Source organism: Bradyrhizobium arachidis (genome assembly GCF_015291705.1).
Classification (GTDB): domain Bacteria; phylum Pseudomonadota; class Alphaproteobacteria; order Rhizobiales; family Xanthobacteraceae; genus Bradyrhizobium; species Bradyrhizobium arachidis.
Window position 1 is genome coordinate 8,818,194 of record NZ_CP030050.1, and the last position, 13,261, is coordinate 8,831,454.

The following is a 13,261-nucleotide window of genomic DNA, read 5'->3' on the forward strand; positions in this document are numbered from 1 at the left end:
CTCCCTCCTCCGTCGTCGGCGAACGCCGGGCCCATACCGCGTGATATCCCTTGTGGCACGCGGCTTGTTGCCAACATCTCGATCCATTAGAACCGCCTGTGGTTATGGGTCCCTGCGTTCGCAGGGACGACACCTTTTGCTTGGGTGATCGCAGTGGCAAACAGCACTCTCCAAAACATCACCGGCACCATCCTGCTCGCCGGCGCCGGCAAGATGGGCGGCGCGATGCTGACCGGATGGCTTGCCGGCGGGCTCGACCCGCGCCGCGTCGCGGTGGTCGATCCGTTCATCTCGCCCGAGATCACCGCGCTGGCCGCAAAAGGCGTCGCGCTCAATCCCGATGTCACGGCGGCAGGCACCGTCGAGACCATGGTCGTCGCGGTGAAGCCGCAGATGTTCCGCGAGGCCGGCGCCAGGCTGAAAGCGTTCGTGTCCGGCAAGACCTCGGTGGTCTCGATCATGGCGGGAACCACGATCGCCTCGCTCGAAGAGGTCATCGGCGGCGCCGTGGTGCGCGCAATGCCGAACACGCCGGCCGCAATCGGCCGCGGCATCACCGTGGCGGTTGCAGCGAAGAATGTCAGCGCCGCTCAGCGCGCCGTCGCCGACGCGCTGCTGCGCGCCACCGGCTCGGTCGAATGGGTCGAGGATGAAGGCCTGATGGACGCGGTGACGGCCGTGTCCGGCTCGGGCCCGGCCTATGTGTTCCTGCTCGCCGAAGAGCTCGCGCGCGCCGGGGTCGAAGCCGGATTGCCCGAAGCGCTGGCGACGAAGCTTGCCCGCGAGACGGTCGCCGGCTCCGGCGAGCTGCTGCACCAGTCGGAGCTCCCGTCCGCAACGTTGCGCCAGAACGTGACCTCGCCCGGCGGCACCACCGCCGCGGCGCTCGGCGTGCTGATGGGCGAGCCGGGCTTGCGCGAACTGATGATCCGCGCCATCGCGGCGGCGACGCAGCGGTCGAAGGAATTGGCGAAGTAGGACGGTGCCGTAGTGCCGTAGGGTGGGCAAAGCGAAGCGTGCCCACGATCTGTATCCATCACGGAGGAATGGTGGGCACGGCGCTTCGCGCCTTTGCCCACCCTACGAGATCCGGGCTACGCTCCGAGCCGCTTGTTGAACATCGCGACATTGACGAGCCCGCGCGCGTGACGTCCCTCGCCGAGCTTGCGCGCGCCTTCGAACGCCTCGACCTCGAAGCGGATGACGCGGCGCTCGACCGCGACGACCTTGGCCGTGGTTCGCACAGTCGCGCCGACCAGCGCCGCAGCGAGATGACGGATATCGACCTCGGTGCCGACCGTGACCCAGCCCGGCTGGAGCGCGACGCGGATCGCATCGCCCGACGTCATCTCCATCTCCAGGATCATCATGGGCGTCGCATAGACCATCGGCATGCCCGGCACGAAATGCCCGACCGTGCGCTCGGCCGGCACCACCAGCGTGCGCTCGGCGCTCATGCCGACCTTGATGAAGTCGCGTGCGTCCATGGGGGCCTCATACACAGTGTCGTCCCGGACAAGCGCGCCTAAAGCGCGCGCCGATCCGGGACCCATAACCACAGGATCGAGTTTGGCGATGACTCGGAGTTACCAGCTCGCCAGATAACCACTTCCTGTGGTTATGGGTCCCCGCGCCCGTGCGCAATTGCGCACTAGGCGGGGACGACACCTGTATTTGCCGAACGAGCAGTGGCTATTTCTTCGCCGCCGCCGCGCGCTCCACGAAGGTCTTGCCGCCCTTCATCTTGTGGCGGAGCGGGGCTTCGTTGATCTGGATGACGACGGCATCGGCGTCGACGCCGAGATTCTTCACCAGCGCCTGGGTGATGTCGCGCATCATGCCGGCCTTCTGCTCGTCGGTGCGGCCCTCGGCCATGCTGACGGTGATCTCAGGCATTGTCTTCTCCCTGCTGTCGCGATGACCGGGCGCACCCCGGCCGTTCATGAAGGTGCGCATCAAACAAGACGTGGATGCCCGGGACAAGCCCGGGCATGACGGCCTGCCGGAATGGCTATCCCCACTTTACGTCATGGCGCGCGAGGACCTCGCGCACTTTTGAAACGAGATCGGCCTCGCTGCACGAGAACTGCGCCGGCCGCGTCTCGCGCCATTCCTGGTTGGAGGCGATCGCGGCGGCGGCTTTCGCGCCTTCGATCAGATCCTTGATCTGCAGCTCGCCGCGCGCCTTCTCATCCGAGCCCTGGATGATCACGCAGGGGCTGTTGCGGCGATCGGCATATTTGAGCTGGTTGCCCATGTTCTTGGGATTGCCGAGATAGAGCTCGGCGCGGATGCCCGCTGTGCGCAAGGATGCCACCATCTTCTGATAGTCGGCGACGCGGTCGCGGTCGAACACGGTGACGACGACGGGGCCGAATTCGGGCCGCGTGTCGAGCTTGCCGAGCAAGGTCAGCGCAGCCTGCAGACGCGACACCCCGATCGAGAAACCGGTTGCCGGCACCGGCTCACCGCGGAAGCGCGAGACGAGGCCGTCGTAGCGACCACCGCCACCGACCGAGCCGAACCGCACCGGGCGGCCCTTCTCGTCCTTGGTCTCCAGCAACAGTTCAACCTCGTAAACGGGGCCGGTGTAATATTCGAGGCCGCGCACGACGGAGGGATCGATCTTGATGCGATCGGCGCCGTACCCCGACGCCGTCACCAGCTTCGCAATCTCTTCCAGCTCGCTGACGCCGGCCTGGCCGACTTGGCTCTTGGCGAGGTAGGTTTCCGCCGCGGCAATCGCCTCTTTCCAATCGTCGCGCGGCTTGGTGATGGCGAGAACGACGTCGGCTTCTGCCTCACTCAAATTGGCGCCCTTGGTGAAGTCGCCCTTGCCTTCCTCACCGCCATCCCATCGTCCGGGACCAAGCAGCTTGCGCACTTCGTCGGCGGAGAACTTGTCGAGCTTGTCGATCGCGCGTAGCACGGTCAGGCGGCGTGCGGCGTTCTCGTCGCCGCCGAGGCCGATGGCTTCCAGAACGCCGTCGAGCACCTTGCGGTTGTTGACCTTCACGACATAGGAGCCGCGCGCAATGCCGAGCGCCTCCATCGTATCAGCGGCCATCATACAGATCTCGGCATCCGCCGCCGGCGTCGCCGAGCCGACGGTGTCGGCGTCGAACTGCATGAACTGGCGGAAGCGGCCGGGGCCGGGCTTCTCGTTGCGGAACACGTAGCCGACGCGGTAGCTGCGATAGGGCAGGACGAGACCATCGGTGCCGTAGCGCTCGCCGACATAGCGCGCGAGCGGTGCGGTCAGATCGTAGCGCAGCGAGATCCACTGCTCGTCGTCGTCCTGGAACGAGAACACGCCCTCGTTCGGGCGGTCCTGGTCGGGCAGGAACTTGCCGAGCGCGTCGGTGTATTCCATCGCCGGCGTCTCCACCGGCTCGAAACCGTAGAGCTCGTAGACGGCGCGAATCTTCTCGACCATCTCGCGCGTCGCCCGGATCGCGGCGGGATCGCGATCCTCGAGCCCGCGCGGCAGGCGCGCCTTCAGTTTCTGGGGTTTTTTGGGTTTCTCGGCCATGTCGTTCGTTGCAAGCTAGATAAGTCAACGTTGACTTACAACGTTGGCCTACAACCCGCAAACGGCGCCTTTTCACCTCTCCCCGCTTGCGGGGAGAGGTCGGAATGCGCGCGGAACGCGCGGATTCCGGGTGAGGGGGACTCTCCGCGAGTCCAACTGCCACCGCCCTCACCCTGCCCTCTCCCCGCAAGCGGGGAGAGGGGAAGAGACTTACGGCTGCTCCATCCGCGCCCTCAGCGCATCGGCATCCGCCTTCGGTAGCGACTTCAGTGTCGGCTTGATGGTTTCGCCGCCGACGATCTTGCCGTTGCGCATGAACATCCAGTCCGAGATGTCGGCTTCCGCGAACTTGACCGCGTCGCCCGCGTGCTTGCCGGGCAGGTCGCGCGGCTCGTTGGCGAAGAAACCCGAATAGGCCCCGTTCGGCAGCTTCTTCACCTCCGCGATCCAGATGTGCTCCCCGCCCTTGCGGGTCGAAAAGCGTACTTTCAGGGAATGGCCGGTCTCGGACGATTTTGGCGCGTCATAAGAGGCCCAGAACGTCGGCAGCGTGCCGCGGGCGCGCGCGATCGCGGCGTTCATCTCGGGGTCGGTGGTGCGCACGTCGACGATCGGCGAGCGGTCTTGCGCGACGACTTCCGGCGTGGGTCCGATGGTGAGGATGCCGAACACGGAGACGCCGGTGATGGCGGCGAGAACGGCCCACTTCAGCGGCTGGGAGAGTTTTGTTGCCATGATCGCGATGTCCAGGATGCTTGTTGTGTCCTGGCTTTGTCGCTTGTCGGCAGCAGCACGTTCAGTGCGCAATAAGCCACAAACCTTGCGCATTTCCCCTCTCCCGCGCGAGAGAGGGGAACGCGCAACTTGGTCTCACGACACCTTGCGGATCCAGTTGTGCGGATCGTTGGTGCGGCCGTACTGGATGTCGATGAGCTGCTTGCGCAGGCCCATGGCGACGGGGCCGGCGGCGCCGCCCGAGATCTCGAAATCGCCGCTCACCGAGCGCACCTTGCCGATCGGCGAGATCACGGCTGCGGTGCCGCAGGCGAACGCTTCCTTCAGGCGGCCCGAGGCCGCATCCTTGCGCCACTGGTCGAGCGAGTACGACTCCTCGCGCACGGTCTTGCCGGCATCGCGGGCGAGCTTGATGATGGAGTCACGGGTGATGCCGGGCAGGATGGTGCCGAGCGGCGGCGTCGAAAGCGAGCCGTCGTCGAACACGAAGAACACGTTCATGCCGCCAAGCTCCTCGATGTAGCGGCGCTCGACCGCGTCGAGGAAGACGACCTGATCGCAGCCGTGCTGGATCGCTTCGGCCTGGGCGCGCAGGCTCGCGGCATAATTGCCGCCGCACTTGACGGCGCCGGTGCCGCCGATGGCGGCGCGCGTGTAATTCTCCGAGACCCAGATCGAGACCGGCGCGGGTCCGCCCTTGAAGTAGGATCCAACAGGCGAAGCGATCACCGCGAAGATGTATTCGGACGACGGCTTGACGCCGAGGAAGGTCTCGCTCGCGATCATGAAGGGACGCAGGTAAAGGCTGCCCTCGCCGCCCGGCATCCAGGCGCGGTCGATGCGCACGACCTGCTCGACCGCTTCGATGAAGACGTCCTCAGGCAGCTGCGCCATCGCCATGCGATCGGCGGAGTCCTTGAAACGGCGCGCATTGGCGTCGGGACGGAACAGGTTCACGCCGCCGTCGTCGCGCTTGTAGGCCTTGAGGCCCTCGAAAATTTCCTGGGCGTAGTGCAGCACGGCGCCGGCCGGATCGAGCTGGAAGTTGGCGCGCGCCTCGATCTTCGCCTCGTACCAGCCGCCCTTGGCCTGGTTGTAGCGGACCACAGCCATATGATCGGTGAAGACCCGCCCGAAGCCGGGGTCCACCAGCTTGGCGACGCGGTCCTTCTCTGGCGTGGGATTGGATGCGGGCTGGATGTCGAATTTCATGCTCATGTCCTTGCCTCCCGCTGCCGGTCGCGGCGCTGCTTTGGCGCCCGCCTGCCCGCTTCCGGGCCCGGCTGGCTTGATTGGGTTACTGGCCGGACCGCCGCCAGCCATGTTACGGCCGGTTTCCGTGGCCAGCATGTCGCCGAGGACATGCTTTTGCGGAAGGCGGAAGTCCAGTATGTTTTGCCGAAATGCCGCTCGACAATCGCACGGTAGATCTGCTCCGGCCGTCGCCGCCTGTCCGGCTCACTCCGGCCGTTCTGCTTCGATGCCACCCGACACGAAACGATCTAAAGTTTCGTGCGGGTCGATCGTTTTGTAACATTGAACCCAAGATAAGTCAATATGCCTGACATAAATTTCGCAACTCCCTCTCAAGACGCCGCCGAGCCGCGGCCAGCCGTAGGCGACGGAGGCAATTTGCGCTGGGATATCATCGAGCTGCTGTTCTTCGCCTATCGCGATTTCGTCGGCGATCCCGACCAGGAGCTGGAGGCGTTCGGCTTCGGCCGGGCCCATCACCGGGTCATGCATTTCGTTTATCGCTATCCCGGCCTGAAGGTTGCCGACCTGCTCGACGTCCTCAGGATCACGAAGCAATCGCTCGGCCGCGTGCTCAAGCAGCTGCTCGACGAGGGCTACATCGTGCAGAAGACAGGCGACAATGACCGCCGCCAGCGCCTGCTCTACGCGACGCCCAAGGGCGAGGCGCTGGTGCAGAAGCTCGCCGGGCTCCAGACCACACGGATCACGAAAGCGCTCGCCGAGATGGCGCCGCAGGACGCCGAGACCGTCAAGCGTTTCCTGCGCGCGATGATCGACCGCGACGATCCGGACAAGGTGCTGGAGACGATCTTCGCTTCCGTCAATCAAGACAGCAAGGAGTGACCGTGCCGCTCGCTGCCACGCTCGCCCGACCGCCGGTGCAACCGGCCGACGACGCCCCGCATCTTTTGCTGGTCGATGACGACCGCCGCATCCGCGATCTGCTGTCGCGCTTCCTCGCGGCCGAAGGCTACCGCGTCTCGACCGCCGCCAGCGCCAGCGACGCGCGTTCAAAGCTGATGAGTCTGCATTTCGATCTGCTGATCCTCGACGTCATGATGCCCGGCGAAACCGGCTTCGATCTCGCCCGCTTCATCCGGACCTCGTCCTCGGTGCCGATCGTGATGCTGACCGCGCGGCACGAGGCGGAAGCCCGCATCGAAGGCTTGCAGATCGGCGCCGACGATTACGTGGCAAAACCGTTCGAGCCGCGCGAGCTGGCGCTGCGCATCAACAACATCCTCAAGCGCGCAGCCCCGCCGCCGCAAACCGCAGCGGTCGAGAAGATCGCGTTCGGCCCCTATGTCTACCATCTCGAACGCGGCGAATTGCGCCAGGGCGAGGAGGTCATCCACCTCACCGACCGCGAGCGCGAGATGCTGCGGATCCTGTCGGAGACACCGGGCGAGACCGTGCCGCGCAGCGCGCTGACCGGCAATGGCAGCGTCAACGAACGCGCCGTCGACGTGCAGATCAACCGCCTCCGGCGCAAGATCGAGACCGATCCCGCCAATCCGCTGTTCCTCCAGGCGGTGCGGGGCATCGGCTACCGCCTGGTGGCCTCGCCATAAATCAGTGAAGCGCGAGCGATGAGCACGATCGATACCGGCCTGACGCTGCTCAAGAGCGCCGCCGGCCGCGTCTCGGCCGCCAATGGCTGGATGGGCAATGCGTTCAAGGGCTGGATGCCGACCGGCCTCTATGCCCGCGCGCTGCTGATCATGATCGTGCCGATGGTGATCCTGCAATCGGTCGTCGCCTTCGTGTTCATGGAGCGGCACTGGAACACGGTGACGCGCCGCCTGTCGGCCGCGGTGGTGCAGGACATCGCCGCGCTGATCGATGTCTACAAGGGCTATCCGCAGGACAAGGACCGCGACCAGATCCGCCGCATCGCGCAGCAGCGCCTCGGCCTCGTGGTCGACTTCCTGCCCGCCGGCGACATGCCGCCGCCGGGACCGAAACCGTTCTTCTCGCTGCTCGACCAGACGCTGTCGGTGCAGCTCGGCCGCCAGATCGGCCGCTCGTTCTGGATCGACACGGTCGGCCGCTCCAACCTGGTCGAGATCCGTATCCAGCTCGATGACGCCGTGATGCGCGTGTTTGCGCAGCGCAGTGCGGCCTATGCCTCGAACTCGGAGATCTTCCTGTTCTGGATGGTCGGCACATCCTCGATCCTCCTGATCGTCGCAGTGCTGTTCCTGCGCAACCAGATCAAGCCGATCCTGCGCCTTGCCGACGCGGCGGAAAGTTTCGGCAAGGGCCGCGAAGCCCCGAACTTCAGACCCAGGGGCGCGCGCGAGGTGCGGCGCGCGGCGGTCGCCTTCATCGAGATGAAGTCGCGCATCGAGCGCACCATGGAGCAGCGGACCGCGATGCTCGCCGGCGTCAGCCATGACCTGCGCACAATCCTGACCCGCTTCAAGCTCGAGCTGGCGCTGATCGGCGAGAATCCCGAGCTCGAGGGCATGCGGAAGGACGTCGACGAGATGTCAATGATGCTGGAGGATTACCTCGCATTTGCCCGCGGCGATTCCGGCGAACAGTCGCAGCCGACCGACATGGCGCAGGCGCTCGAAGAGCTGCGCAGCGACGCCGAGCGCCACGGCCACACCGCGACCGTGGCGTTCCACGGCCTGCCCGTGGTGACGGTGAAGCCGGCCTCGTTCAAGCGCTGCCTCGCCAACCTCGTCACCAACGCCGCGCGCTACGGCAAGGCGATCGCCATCAACGGCCAGCGCGATCACCGCTATCTCACCGTCACCGTCGACGACGACGGCCCGGGTATCCCGGTGCATTTACGCGAAGAAGTGTTCAAGCCGTTCCTGCGGCTCGACAACGCCCGCAACCAGGACGAAGGCGGTACCGGCTTGGGGTTGGCGATCGCCCGCGACATCGCCCGCTCCCATGGCGGCGACATCACGCTCGGCGACAGCCCGATGGGGGGATTGAGAGCGAGCGTGAGGATCCCGGTGTAGCTGGCGCCGCGGAGACAGACCCCTCGCCCGTCTCGCCGCTTCGCGGCGAGCCACCCTCTCCCACAAGGGGAGAGGGGAAGGACGACAGCCCTATTTCGGCAGCAGCGCCTTCAGCTTATCGACGTCGCGCACGTTCATCTTGAAGCCGCCGGGCATCACGATGTCGCCGGGCTTCTGGTCCGGCTTGCAGGCGCCCAGCCACTTCGCCTCTAACGTCATGGAGGTATCGCGGCCCGCGGCACCGGCAGCGCCGCCTTGCGCGTGCGAGGAGGTCTTCACAGTGTAGGCCGAGTTGAAATCGCCCGTGATCTCGGCATGCGAGGTCGTGCTGATGCCGGCGACGTTGCACTCGGAATCGCTGACATAGCCGGTCGCGGTCTTCTTGATGTCCTGCTTGGAGCAGATCTGCTTGGCCATCGGGGAGACGTTGTTGCTCATCTCCTTGTCGACAGTCTCGTCGGTGCAGTGCTGCATGGTCATCTCAGGCATTGCCGAGCCGCTCCTGACCATCTTCATTTCCCAGAGACCGGCCTTGCGCACCGGCAGGTCGTCGGCGCTGGCTGCGCCCGCCGACAGGACGAGGCAAAGGCTTGAGCCGAGCAAAGCGAGTTTGCGCGTCATGTTGGAGGCTCCCGGCTTGAGAGAGGCGGCGCTAGGCCGACGCCTCAGTACAGCGTGCGGATCGGCCGTTCGGCGGCGCCATAGGGCACCCAGCGGCAGGAGAACGAGATGTAGCCGCCCTCATAGGCCTGGACCGCGAGGAATTTCACGACCTTGCCGTAGCGCGCGCAGTGATCGACCGCGACCTGACGGGCATCGACCTGCGTCGCCATCGAATAGGCGATGATGCCGCCGGTGTCGTTCCCCTTGAACGGCGGGACCGGAAGGAGGTCAGCACGCGCCGACTGGCTCGCCAAAATACCCAGGGCGAGAAGGCCCGCGGCCGCAATGATTCGCATTCCCGTTACTCCAATTGGTTGGCGGCAGTTTACGGCGCCGGGATGGAAGTGAAAAGAACCGAAGCCCTGCCGGGCGCGCCCTTACGGTCAACTCCTTGCCAAGTGTTGCCGCGCTGCACTTGACCCCGCCCGGCCTTCGCGTCACCGTCCCACCTTCGCAAGACCAGCTGTCCGGATTGCCCATGCGCGCCCTCTCCCTGAAATCGCTCCGCTTCGCCGCCGTGTTCGGCCTCATGTTCGGAGCGCTGTCGCTCGGCGAGGCCAAGGCCGCCAATCCGCTCGAGCTGAACTTCTGGCTGAGCGGGCCGCGCTATGACGGCGCCGTCGCCGATTGCGACAGGGCGCTGCCGACGATCGCCAGCCAGTTCTGGGAGAAGGAAAGCTCGTTCTGGAATTCTCCGTTGAAGATCACGGGCTTCGCCGCCGTTCACGAGGTCGCCTTCCGGCCCTGGCAGTCCGACAACATTCCGCGCCGCTACTGCACCGGCGATGCCATGCTCAACGACGGCAAGGTGCGCAAGGTGCATTTCTCGATCGTCGAGGACGGCGGCTTTGCCGGCTACGGCAATGGTGTCGAATGGTGCGTGGTCGGGCTCGACCGCAACTGGGCCTACAATCCGGCCTGCCGCGCCGCCAGACAGTAATTCGAGAAGCCTGATTCGGCCCGATCAAGCGGCCGAACGTGGCTCGCATCAATTTTGTTCTTGAAATGTTCTTATCGCCTGCTAGGCTGACTGCACAGTCTAGTTGAGGGGCGTCGCCATGTTTCATTCCAGATTGCATTCGTTCTCCCGCCTGATGATCTCGCTGACCCTGGCTGCCGGGCTGGTCATGCTGGCCGGCGGCGCCAAGGCCCAGGACAAGCGGCAGAACGCGCCCGGCGAATTCGATTTCTATGTGCTATCGCTGTCATGGTCGCCCTCGTTCTGCGAGGAGGCGGCGGAGCGCGGCGGCCGCTCCCAGATCCAGTGCAGCGGACGGCCCTACGCCTTCGTGGTGCACGGCCTGTGGCCGCAATATGAGAGCGGTTTCCCCGAATATTGCCAGCGGCCGGCGCCGCGGCTGAACCGCAACATCGTCTCCTCGATGCTCGATCTGATGCCGGCGCCGGGCCTGATCTTCAACGAGTGGGACAAGCACGGCACCTGCTCGGGCCTCGAAGGCCGCAGCTATTTCGAGACGATCCGCAAGGCGCGCGCCGCGATCAAGATTCCGGCCGAGTATCTCGACTTGTCGCAGGCCAAGACCGTGGCGCCGGCGGAGGTCGAGGAGGCCTTCATCAGGGCCAATCCAGGCCTGAGCAATGCCGCCGTCTCGGTCACCTGCAACCGGACGCGGCTATCCGAAGTGCGCATCTGCCTCAGCAAGGATCTGCAATTCCGCGCCTGCGAGGAAACCGACCGCCGCGCCTGCCGCCGCGACCAGGTGACGATGCCGCCGATCAGGGGCGGTTGAGGCACAACGCTCTCGTCGTCATTCCGGGATGGTGCGTTAGCACGGACCCGGAATCTCGAGATTCTCAGGTGCGCAATTGCGCACCATAGTTCGGTGCTAACGCACCACCCCGGAATGACGGCAGTTACTTTCATCGCGCGATGTCGTAACTCTGCGCCATGAACTACCGCCACGCCTTCCACGCCGGCAACTTCGCCGATGTCATCAAGCACATCGTGCTCGCGCGCATTCTCACCTACCTGCAGGACAAGCCGGGGGCGTTCCGCGTCATCGACACCCATGCCGGCGCCGGTCTCTACGATCTCGAAAGCGATGAGGCACGGCGCGGCGGCGAGTGGCTGACCGGCATCGCGCGGCTGATGCAGGCGCGTCTGTCGAACGAGACCGCGGCGCTGACGAAACCCTATCTCGACATCGTCCGCGCCTTCAATCCGAAGGGCGAGCTCAAGGCTTATCCGGGCTCGCCGCTGATCGCGCGCGGCCTGCTGCGGCCGCAGGACCGGCTCGTTGCCTGCGAGCTCGAGCCGAAAGCGCGCAAGGCGCTGATCGACGTGCTGCGCCGCGACGAACAGGCGCGCGTGGTCGATCTCGACGGCTGGGTTGCGCTGCCGGCCTTCGTGCCGCCGAAGGAGCGCCGCGGCCTCGTGCTGATCGATCCGCCGTTCGAGGCCAAAGATGAGTTCGAAAAGCTCGGCGAAGCCTTCGCAGCCGCCTTCGCGAAATGGCCGACCGGTATCTATGTAATCTGGTATCCAGCCAAGAATCGGCGCGCCACCGACACGCTGGCGCAATCGGTGGCGCGGCTCGCAGCCGCAGCAAAGCCTCCGGGAAAATGTCTGCGTCTCGAATTCAGTGTCGCGCCGCAGCTTGATGGCGCAGCGCTCACATCCACGGGACTCCTGATTGTCAATCCCCCCTACACGCTGCAAGGCGAGCTCAAGACCATCCTGCCCGAGCTGGAAATGCCGCTCGGCCAGGGCGGCGCTGCCAGATTCCGATTAGAGGTACCTCGATCGTAACACTCCGGCATTCTTGGGAAAAAGATGCAGGAGCGGTAGTCAATCTGCGACGAACCGTATTATGCTGTTTGCGTGACTGGCTTTACGTTCCGCTTCCGCGAATGGTTGCGGCGGAGTGAAGGCCTAAGAAAGATCCGACCGGACTGCACGGTCCGCTCAAGGATGGCCAGCTCCCGGGCTTCGTAAGGCCCGGTCATGTCGTGACGTGAGTCTGCGTCGCGACGGAGGAGCAATGAGGGGGAGTTTCCCGATGGCCATGACGGGAACGGTTAAGTTCTTCAACGGCGAGCGCGGCTACGGATTCATCAAGCCGGACGACGGCGGTCGCGATGTCTTCGTTCACATCACCGCTGTTGAGCGGGCGGGATTGAAGGACCTTGCCGAAGGACAGCGTATTACTTTCGAAGTCGAACCGGACAAGAAGGGGAAGGGACCGAAGGCGGTTAACTTGGTCATCCTCTCCTAGCGCGCCTGACTAAAAAAAATCCCGGCCGCGCGCGGCCGGGAGGTGGTGTCCGGTATTTTCTTCTTCAGCTATCAGAAGTGATAGTTCACGCCTGCGCGCACAACGCTGGCGCTATAGCCGTTGGACACGCCTGTAATTGCGAACTGGCTCGTCGACAGATTGATGTAGAGATATTCGAGCTTCGCGCTCCAGTTCGGCGCGAGGCCGACTTCGGCGCCTGCGCCGATGGTCCAGCCGGCGCTGGTGTGCGACTCGGTCCAGCCGAAGGTCTGCGCGCGCAGCTCGCCGAAGGCGAGGCCGGCGGTGCCGTAGAACAGCACGTTGCTGAACGCATAGCCGCCGCGCCCGCGCAGCGTGCCGAACCACGGATTGGAGAACTTCCACGGCGCGAACGTGTCGTCGGCGCCGGCTGCCTGGATGTCGCCCTCGACGCCGAACACCCACGGGCCGTTCTGGAAATTGTAGCCGGCCTGCACGCCGCCGACGAAGCCGGACGGCTTTGCCGGATTGTTGTCGACCGAGCCCCACTCATAGCCGATGTTGCCGCCGAGATAGGGACCGGCCCAGCTATACGCGTTGAGGGGCTGATTGACGGTGTAAGGCGCACCCTGCCCGTAATTGAGATCGGCGGCCTCCGCCGAAGCTGTCCAGCCGGCTGCAACCAACGCGGCTGCGCCCACAACGAACCACTTCATCGGTACTCTCCAACACAACTGCCGTCCCCCGCGATGCCCGCGCCGCCGCGCGAGACCACCGCATGGTTACGGAACCACGACTTTTTCGCGTAAGATTTATCGAGAGTTTTAAGTAAAAGGCCTGTTAAGCCGGGTTACCGCGCTGTTAACAGGCTTAAGCAAGCG

General features: G+C 65.0%; 16 protein-coding genes. 8 read left to right on the plus strand and 8 right to left on the minus strand.

What is annotated here, in order from left to right:
* Nucleotides 1-153: 153 nt before the first annotated feature.
* Nucleotides 154-978: a pyrroline-5-carboxylate reductase gene (gene proC, locus WN72_RS41640; protein ID WP_092215285.1), complete on the plus strand. Its 825-nt coding sequence runs from the start codon at nt 154-156 to the stop codon at nt 976-978.
* Nucleotides 979-1,094: 116 nt separating this feature from the next.
* Here proC and WN72_RS41645 read toward each other — a convergent pair whose 3' ends face one another.
* The 5 genes from WN72_RS41645 to WN72_RS41665 all read right to left on the minus strand — a co-directional run bounded on the left by WN72_RS41645 (nt 1,095) and on the right by WN72_RS41665 (nt 5,485).
* Nucleotides 1,095-1,487: a thioesterase family protein gene (locus WN72_RS41645; RefSeq protein ID WP_092215287.1), complete on the minus strand. Its 393-nt coding sequence runs from the start codon at nt 1,485-1,487 to the stop codon at nt 1,095-1,097.
* A gap of 205 nt (nt 1,488-1,692) precedes the next feature.
* Entirely contained in the window at nt 1,693-1,896 is a 204-nt protein-coding gene (locus WN72_RS41650) for a tautomerase family protein (RefSeq protein ID WP_008144861.1), read from the minus strand.
* Between the two features lie 115 nt (nt 1,897-2,011).
* Complete coding sequence (gene hisS / locus WN72_RS41655; protein ID WP_027563034.1) at nt 2,012-3,532, minus strand: histidine--tRNA ligase; 1,521 nt, start codon at nt 3,530-3,532, stop codon at nt 2,012-2,014.
* Nucleotides 3,533-3,742: 210 nt separating this feature from the next.
* The gene (locus tag WN72_RS41660; RefSeq protein ID WP_092215289.1) at nt 3,743-4,267 is read right to left on the minus strand and encodes a YegJ family protein; all 525 of its coding nucleotides are present in this window, start codon (nt 4,265-4,267) and stop codon (nt 3,743-3,745) included.
* Nucleotides 4,268-4,402: 135 nt separating this feature from the next.
* A complete protein-coding gene (locus WN72_RS41665) occupies nt 4,403-5,485 on the minus strand; it encodes a branched-chain amino acid aminotransferase (protein ID WP_092215399.1) in 1,083 nt (360 codons plus the stop codon).
* Between the two features lie 339 nt (nt 5,486-5,824).
* On the opposite strand from WN72_RS41665, the gene WN72_RS41670 reads away from it, so the two are divergent.
* Genes WN72_RS41670 through WN72_RS41680 form a run of 3 tightly spaced genes read left to right on the plus strand, consistent with a single transcriptional unit; the run spans nt 5,825 to nt 8,502 of the window.
* The gene (locus WN72_RS41670) at nt 5,825-6,367 is read left to right on the plus strand and encodes a MarR family winged helix-turn-helix transcriptional regulator (RefSeq protein ID WP_027563037.1); all 543 of its coding nucleotides are present in this window, start codon (nt 5,825-5,827) and stop codon (nt 6,365-6,367) included.
* The gene (locus WN72_RS41675; protein ID WP_027563038.1) at nt 6,364-7,095 is read left to right on the plus strand and encodes a response regulator; all 732 of its coding nucleotides are present in this window, start codon (nt 6,364-6,366) and stop codon (nt 7,093-7,095) included. The genes WN72_RS41670 and WN72_RS41675 overlap by 4 nt, the downstream gene beginning before the upstream one ends.
* An 18-nt stretch (nt 7,096-7,113) precedes the next feature.
* Nucleotides 7,114-8,502 (plus strand): ATP-binding protein, encoded by a 1,389-nt coding sequence (locus tag WN72_RS41680; protein ID WP_027563039.1) that lies wholly within the window; start codon nt 7,114-7,116, stop codon nt 8,500-8,502.
* 90 nt (nt 8,503-8,592) lie between these two features.
* Here WN72_RS41680 and WN72_RS41685 read toward each other — a convergent pair whose 3' ends face one another.
* Both WN72_RS41685 and WN72_RS41690 read right to left on the minus strand, forming a co-directional pair.
* Complete coding sequence (locus WN72_RS41685) at nt 8,593-9,123, minus strand: DUF3617 domain-containing protein (protein WP_027563040.1); 531 nt, start codon at nt 9,121-9,123, stop codon at nt 8,593-8,595.
* Between the two features lie 44 nt (nt 9,124-9,167).
* Nucleotides 9,168-9,461 carry a hypothetical protein gene (locus WN72_RS41690; RefSeq protein ID WP_027563041.1) on the minus strand — a complete coding sequence of 98 codons (294 nt, stop codon included), beginning with the start codon at nt 9,459-9,461 and terminating at the stop codon, nt 9,168-9,170.
* 182 nt (nt 9,462-9,643) lie between these two features.
* On the opposite strand from WN72_RS41690, the gene WN72_RS41695 reads away from it, so the two are divergent.
* From WN72_RS41695 to WN72_RS41710, 4 genes are all read left to right on the plus strand, one after another.
* Nucleotides 9,644-10,105, plus strand: a complete 462-nt coding sequence (locus tag WN72_RS41695) for a hypothetical protein (RefSeq protein WP_027563042.1) — start codon at nt 9,644-9,646, stop codon at nt 10,103-10,105.
* 118 nt (nt 10,106-10,223) lie between these two features.
* Nucleotides 10,224-10,916 carry a ribonuclease T2 family protein gene (locus WN72_RS41700; protein ID WP_027563043.1) on the plus strand — a complete coding sequence of 231 codons (693 nt, stop codon included), beginning with the start codon at nt 10,224-10,226 and terminating at the stop codon, nt 10,914-10,916.
* Between the two features lie 158 nt (nt 10,917-11,074).
* A complete protein-coding gene (locus WN72_RS41705) occupies nt 11,075-11,935 on the plus strand; it encodes a 23S rRNA (adenine(2030)-N(6))-methyltransferase RlmJ (RefSeq protein WP_092215292.1) in 861 nt (286 codons plus the stop codon).
* 250 nt (nt 11,936-12,185) lie between these two features.
* On the plus strand, nt 12,186-12,401 hold the full coding sequence (locus tag WN72_RS41710; RefSeq protein ID WP_008544396.1) for a cold-shock protein: 216 nt from the start codon (nt 12,186-12,188) through the stop codon (nt 12,399-12,401).
* A gap of 71 nt (nt 12,402-12,472) precedes the next feature.
* On the opposite strand, the gene WN72_RS41715 is transcribed toward WN72_RS41710, so the two are convergent.
* The gene (locus WN72_RS41715; RefSeq protein ID WP_027563045.1) at nt 12,473-13,096 is read right to left on the minus strand and encodes an outer membrane protein; all 624 of its coding nucleotides are present in this window, start codon (nt 13,094-13,096) and stop codon (nt 12,473-12,475) included.
* Between the last annotated feature and the right edge of the window lie 165 nt (nt 13,097-13,261).